Raw genomic sequence first — 5,623 nt, 5'->3', positions numbered from 1 at the left:
GCATCTCAGCACTGCCGACGGTGTCGACGCTGCTACCCGCTGGACCAAGGTTCCGCCTATTCTTGAAACCCTGGTCCAATTTCTGACCGTCTTTCCCGAGGAGGCCGGCGGGCGCATTGGTGCCATCGGCAAAATGAATCCGCCTTTGCGCGACCGTGCCAACGGCGAACGCCTCTGGGAAGCCATTCGTCGCGGAGCCATTGCCACCGTCGGCACCGACCATATCGCCTGCGAGAAGCATGAAACCGACGACCTCTGGAGTGTCACCGCGGGCATGCCTGGCATCGAAGTTGCCCTCCCGCTGCTGCTCTCTGAAGGCGTCCACAAAGGGCGCATCAACCTGCAGCAACTAGTCCACGTAGCGGCCCTCAACCCGGCCCGTCTCTACCATATTGACGACCGCAAAGGCTCCATCGCCATTGGCAAAGATGCCGACCTTGTGCTTGTTGACATGGAAGCCGAGCGCGTTGTTAGTCCCGAGACCACCTTTTCCAAACTCAAGACGCCGGCTAACGGCATGACCGTGAAAGGCTGGCCGAGACTCACTATCAAAGGTGGCCAAGTCGTCTACCGCGACGGGCAACTGCTTGCCAAACCAGGCATCGGGCGCGTGCAACGCTCCTATCCCTAGAGGAGACAAGGGCACCGCTTCCCTGCGCAGGGAAGCGGTGCCGGGCTTCCATCTCCCGGCATCGAAGCCAGCAGAGCAGATCACCTGGCCAGCCTGGCGCTTAAGAGAAGAGAGAACAGCGAGGGAAGTGAAGCGATGACACGCATTCTCATCGACAACGTCGACTATCTCCTGACCGTCGACCAACATGATAGCATCCTGGAGCACGCCTCGGTCGTCATTGAAGATACGCGGATTGCTGCCATCGGTCGAGCCGACGAAATCGCTGCACGTTACCAAGGCAGTCGCTTCGACCGCATCATCGACGGGCGGCGTACCCTGCTCATGCCTGGTCTCGTTGAAGCCCATGTTCACCTTTCGGAGCAGCTCAGTCGCGGGCTTTTTCCCGACAGCCTCACAACGCGGCCCTGGGTTTTCAACTGGGCCAAGCCCTTCTACGCTGCCGTCGACGAAGAGGCTGAACACTGGAGCGTGCTCTTAGCCTGTCTCGAAATGATCAAAACGGGCACGACCTGTTTCCTGGATATGGGGTCCCAGAACGACGCTGGCATCACCGTTCAAGCAGCGGCTCAGGCTGGGATACGAGGCATCACAGGCCGCCACGCTGCCGACGTCAAGCCGGAAGTCATCCCGCCCTACTGGACCCCTGAGATGGTGGCTCATCACTTCTTTCGAGACGCCGACGAAGCCCTGGCCGCTCTCGAAGCCTGCGTTAAACGCTGGAACGGCTACGCTGACGGACGCATCCGCTGCTGGGTCAACATTGAAGGCAAGGAACCATGCAGCCCCGAACTGCATCGCGGGGCTCGCGAGCTAGCTGAGCGGCTCGGTGTTGGCACCACCTACCATATTGCCTCCTCCATTGAAGAAGCGCGCGTCAGCGAGCAGAAATACGGTCTCTGGCCCGTTGAGCGCCTGGAGCGCATTGGAGCCCTTGGACCGAATCTTGTTCTGGCGCATGTTGTCGCCATCAAAGAATCTGAAATTGCCCTCCTGGCCCAGCATGGGACCAAAGTTGCCTTTTGCCCCGGCACCTCACTCAAGATTGCCAAAGGAGCCACACGCATCGGCAAATATCCCGAAATGCTCGCGGCGGGCATTACCGTGGCTCTGGGCTGCGACGGCGTCTCTGCCTCTGGGGCCCTCGATATGACACGTCAGCTCTACCTGGCAGCCGGCCTTTTCAAAGATGCTCGCATGGACGCTGCCATGATCCCGGCGCGACAGGCCATTCGCATGGCCACTATCGAAGGAGCGCGGGCCCTGCTCTGGGATGACGAAATCGGCTCCGTCGAAGTTGGCAAGCGGGCCGACCTCATCCTCTTTGACCTCAACCAGGTCGAGTGGGTTCCCTGCAATGATCCAGTCCAAACGCTGGTCTACGCTGCCACTGGGAGCAGCGTCAAGCACAGCATCATCAACGGCACTCTGGTCATGGAGAATCGCCGCGTCCTTACCCTAGACGAAGCTGAGATCATCGAACACGCGCGACGACTCACAGAGCGAGTCGTCGCGCGTTCTGGCCTCAAACGCCTTCACATTCCTATCACAACCAGTCTCTACGACTGAGGACCGGCTCCATCAGAGGGTGTTGTCAAAGAAGAAGAGCCGGTATCAGGAGCGCCCATAGCGGTCGAGGCCGCCACACCTTCGCTGCTGGTGGCCTTCAGACGAGGACTGACTACCGGCTCTCCGTCGCCGTCGCCATAGAGAAAACAGTGGGTCCAGTGGCCATTGCCCAAATGGGTACGGCGTGGGAAGCGCTGACGGCAGATTTCCATCGCGTGAGGACAACGTGGGTGGAAGCGGCAGCCGCTGGGAGGATTGATCAGGCTGGGGATCTCCCCGCGCGCCGGTAGCTGCACCTTCTGACCAGCCATCATGCGATCGGGATCGGGAGCAGCCGACAGCAGCAACTGAGTATACGGATGCTTCGGACGCTGCGTTACCTCCTCGCTGGGACCACCCTCCACCATCTGTCCGGCGTACATCACCAGCGTCTCCTCAGCGAAGTAGCGAGCGCTAGCGATATCATGTGTAATATAGAGCAAGGCGAGCTGCTCTTCGTCCTTGAGACGCAGCAAAAGATTCAGAATATCCAGACGGATCGACACATCCAACATCGAGACAGGCTCGTCAGCCAGCAAGACCTCCGGGCGCACGGCCAGCGCGCGAGCGATCGCGATGCGCTGGCGCTGACCACCGCTTAGCTGGTAGGGATATTTCTCAATGAACTGCTCGGCGGGGGTCAGGCTCACGCGGCGCAGCAGCGCTAGAATCTGCTCGGTCTCCTCCTGGCGATTATGGACATGGCCATGCACGCGCAGCGGACGGCTGAGGTGGTAGCGGACGCTGTGGATAGGATTCAAAGAAGCGAAGGGGTCCTGGAAAATCAGCTGCACGTGGCGGCGATACGCGCGCAGGGCCTGGCCACGCGCCTTCAGATCGACAGGCTGCCCGTGAAAGCGAATCACCCCTGAAGTCGGGTCATAGAGACGGGCCAGCATGCGGGCGATCGTCGTCTTGCCGCTGCCGCTCTCGCCTACCACAGCCGTTGCGCGCCCTGGATAGAGGGCCAACGAGGCATCTTCCACAGCATGGACAGCACGCGGTGGACCAAAGAGGCGAATAGAGCGCAGGGGGAAATCTTTGCGCAAATGCTCCGCCTCCAACACCGGTTGTAAGACCTTCTCTGGAGTCTGTTGTACAGTCAGCTGCTCAGAAACGCTCATGCGATTGCACTCCCTTCAGCCAGAGCCTCATAGCGAGCCGCGAACTCGGCGCTGCTCGGCGGCCCTTCTGGTCGTAGATGAGCATCATAGAGATGGCAAGCCGCCAGTTGGCGCGGCGTCTCCGCCGTTGAAGGCAGCAACTGGGGTTCAAGGCGCTGACAAGCCTCCCAAGCGAAGGGACAGCGTGGATGGAAAGCGCAACCCGAGGGGACAGCGCGCAAATCAGGTGGAGAACCAGGAATCCCGGCCATGCGGCGAATGGGGCCGTGCAACTTGGGGAAAGAATTCAGCAGGCCGTAGCTATAGGGATGACGCGGATGAGCGTAGAACTCCTTACTGCTGGCCTTCTCCACCATCTTGCCGGCGTACATGACCGCAATCGTATCGGCCAGTTCCAGCAGCAGCGACAGGTCGTGCGTGATAAAGATCAGCGCCGTTGAAAACTCGCGGCAGAGCGAGCTAATCAGGTCAAGGATCTCACGCTGCACCACTACATCGAGAGCCGTCGTCGGCTCATCCATAATGATCAGTTCGGGAGTCAGCGCCAAAGCGATGGCGATCACCGCGCGCTGACGCATACCGCCGCTCAACTCGTGAGGGTAGCTGCGGAGGCGATCGGGGGCGATGCCTACCATCTTCAGAAGCTCAGCAGCGCGCTCCTTGCGCTGCGCCGCGCTCATCTCAGGACAGTGCGTCTTCAAGACATCCATGATCTGGGTGCCGATGGTCATCACCGGATTGAGCGCATTCATAGCGCTCTGGAAGACGATGGCCATCTCATTCCAGCGAAAAGCCCGAAGCTGAGCCGGAGAAAGACGCAGCACATCGATGCTCTCCGGCGAGGGAGTGGAAGCCGCCGCTCCGTTGGAGGAGGGCTGACTGGCCCCTAGATCACTAACGGCGACAATTTGGGAGGCTTTTTCAAGCTTCTCCCGCTTGCGCGGGTGATAGAGCACCTGACCGCCAGTGATATAGGCAGGTGGACGCAGGAGGCGTGAGATCGCGTAAGCCAGCGTCGACTTCCCGCAGCCGCTCTCGCCCGCCAGCCCCAGGATCTCGCCCCGCCGCAGCTCGAAGCTCACCTCTTTGACCGCGTGTACGATGCCGTTGACCGCATAGTAGTCAACGCTCAGGTCGCGGACCTCCAGGAGGACTTCATTGCCATTGCTATGAGTGTTGGGGGTGTGGTGAGACTGATTGTCCGTCATAGGCATTACGTTACCGCCTTCTCTTTGAGTTCCTTCGGCACATGCTCGCTGATCTCGCTGCGTAGTCGCGGATCAGCAATCTCATCGATACCGAAGTTAATCAGCGCCAGGGCGGCACCAAGCAAGGCGATACAGCAGCCCGGAGGGGCAAACCACCACCACAGGCCGGAGAAGATCGAATCGGACTGCTGTGCCCAATAGAGCATACTTCCCCAGCTCACGGTGTTAATATCGCCTAGCCCCAAAAACTCCAGTGCCGTCCAGGCCAACAGCACAAAGATCACTGTGCTCACAAAAGCCGCCGCCACAATGCCAATCTCGTTGGGGAAAATCTCGAAGAAAATGATACGCCAGACACTCTCACCGCTGGCCCGTGCCGCCGTCACAAACTCTCGGCTGCGCATCGAGAGCGTCTGTGCTCTCAGTAAGCGGGCATTAAAGGACCAGTTGGTGAGGATGATCACCAGGGCAATCGTCAGCGGCCCCTTGGGGAAGTAGCCGACCGCCACAATGGCCAGCGGGAGCGCCGGGATCACCAGAAAAACGTTGGTCACCAGCGAGAGAATCTCGTCGATGATCCCGCCGAAGTAACCGCTCACCAGGCCAACCACGACTGAGACCAGAGTCACCAGGAAGCCGGTCAGGAAACCCCAGAAGACACTGCTGCGCGTGCCGTAGAGCAGCTGCGAGAAGATATCCTGACCCGTTGCCGTTGTGCCTAGCCAGTGGGCAGCCGAGGGCGGCGTTTCCGACAGCTTGGAGGTCGCAGTGGGATCATAGGGGGCCAGCAGTGGCCCAAAAATGGCCACCAGAAAGAAGAAGGCGACAATGCTGCTGCCAATCGCTACCTTGCGATTGCTCGTCAGAACCTGCCAGACCAGCCGGAGGCTCTCACCCAGGCGAGCAAGCCGCGAATCCTTGCGTGGAAACTTTTTTGGAAACGTTGACGGGATCGTTTCCGGCTCGAGAGTAGCTACGTGCTTGAGATCCTTGCCCAGGCTCATAGTAGTCAGGCACTCCTTTCGAGGCGGACGCGGGGATCGAGAAAGGCG

At 59.9% G+C, this 5,623-nt stretch carries 5 protein-coding genes; 2 read left to right on the top strand and 3 right to left on the bottom strand.

Translation table 11 applies throughout. The features are described 5' to 3' along the window. Nucleotides 1–631 (top strand): amidohydrolase family protein (locus IRZ24_RS16075; protein ID WP_297166253.1); only part of this gene is annotated, 631 nt, incomplete at its 5' end. A 135-nt stretch (nt 632–766) separates the two neighbouring features. Next, nucleotides 767–2,200 carry an amidohydrolase gene (locus IRZ24_RS16070; RefSeq protein ID WP_297166250.1) on the top strand — a complete coding sequence of 478 codons (1,434 nt, stop codon included), beginning with the start codon at nt 767–769 and terminating at the stop codon, nt 2,198–2,200. Here IRZ24_RS16070 and IRZ24_RS16065 read toward each other — a convergent pair. Genes IRZ24_RS16065 through IRZ24_RS16055 form a run of 3 tightly spaced genes read right to left on the bottom strand, consistent with a single transcriptional unit; the run spans nt 2,191 to nt 5,575 of the window. Then, the gene (locus IRZ24_RS16065; protein WP_297166247.1) at nt 2,191–3,363 is read right to left on the bottom strand and encodes an ABC transporter ATP-binding protein; all 1,173 of its coding nucleotides are present in this window, start codon (nt 3,361–3,363) and stop codon (nt 2,191–2,193) included. The two genes, IRZ24_RS16070 and IRZ24_RS16065, sit on opposite strands and share 10 nt — an antisense overlap. Continuing rightward, a complete protein-coding gene (locus IRZ24_RS16060) occupies nt 3,360–4,577 on the bottom strand; it encodes an ABC transporter ATP-binding protein (RefSeq protein ID WP_297166244.1) in 1,218 nt (405 codons plus the stop codon). Before IRZ24_RS16060 ends, IRZ24_RS16065 begins: the two co-directional genes overlap by 4 nt. Beyond that, nucleotides 4,577–5,575 (bottom strand): ABC transporter permease, encoded by a 999-nt coding sequence (locus IRZ24_RS16055; protein ID WP_297166241.1) that lies wholly within the window; start codon nt 5,573–5,575, stop codon nt 4,577–4,579. The genes IRZ24_RS16060 and IRZ24_RS16055 overlap by 1 nt, the downstream gene beginning before the upstream one ends. Between the last annotated feature and the right edge of the window lie 48 nt (nt 5,576–5,623).

It is taken from the genome of Thermogemmatispora sp., from assembly GCF_019683755.1.
Taxonomy (GTDB): Bacteria; Chloroflexota; Ktedonobacteria; order Ktedonobacterales; family Ktedonobacteraceae; genus Thermogemmatispora.
This window is presented reverse-complemented; position numbering and strand designations above follow the sequence as displayed.

Bases quoted from the DNA above. Each gene is read 5' to 3' on its own strand.
- IRZ24_RS16070 (WP_297166250.1), top strand. From the start codon at position 767: ATGACACGCATTCTCATCGACAACGTCGACTATCTCCTGACCGTCGAC.
- IRZ24_RS16065 (WP_297166247.1), bottom strand. From the start codon at position 3,363: ATGAGCGTTTCTGAGCAGCTGACTGTACAACAGACTCCAGAGAAGGTC.
- IRZ24_RS16060 (WP_297166244.1), bottom strand. From the start codon at position 4,577: ATGCCTATGACGGACAATCAGTCTCACCACACCCCCAACACTCATAGC.
- IRZ24_RS16055 (WP_297166241.1), bottom strand. From the start codon at position 5,575: ATGAGCCTGGGCAAGGATCTCAAGCACGTAGCTACTCTCGAGCCGGAA.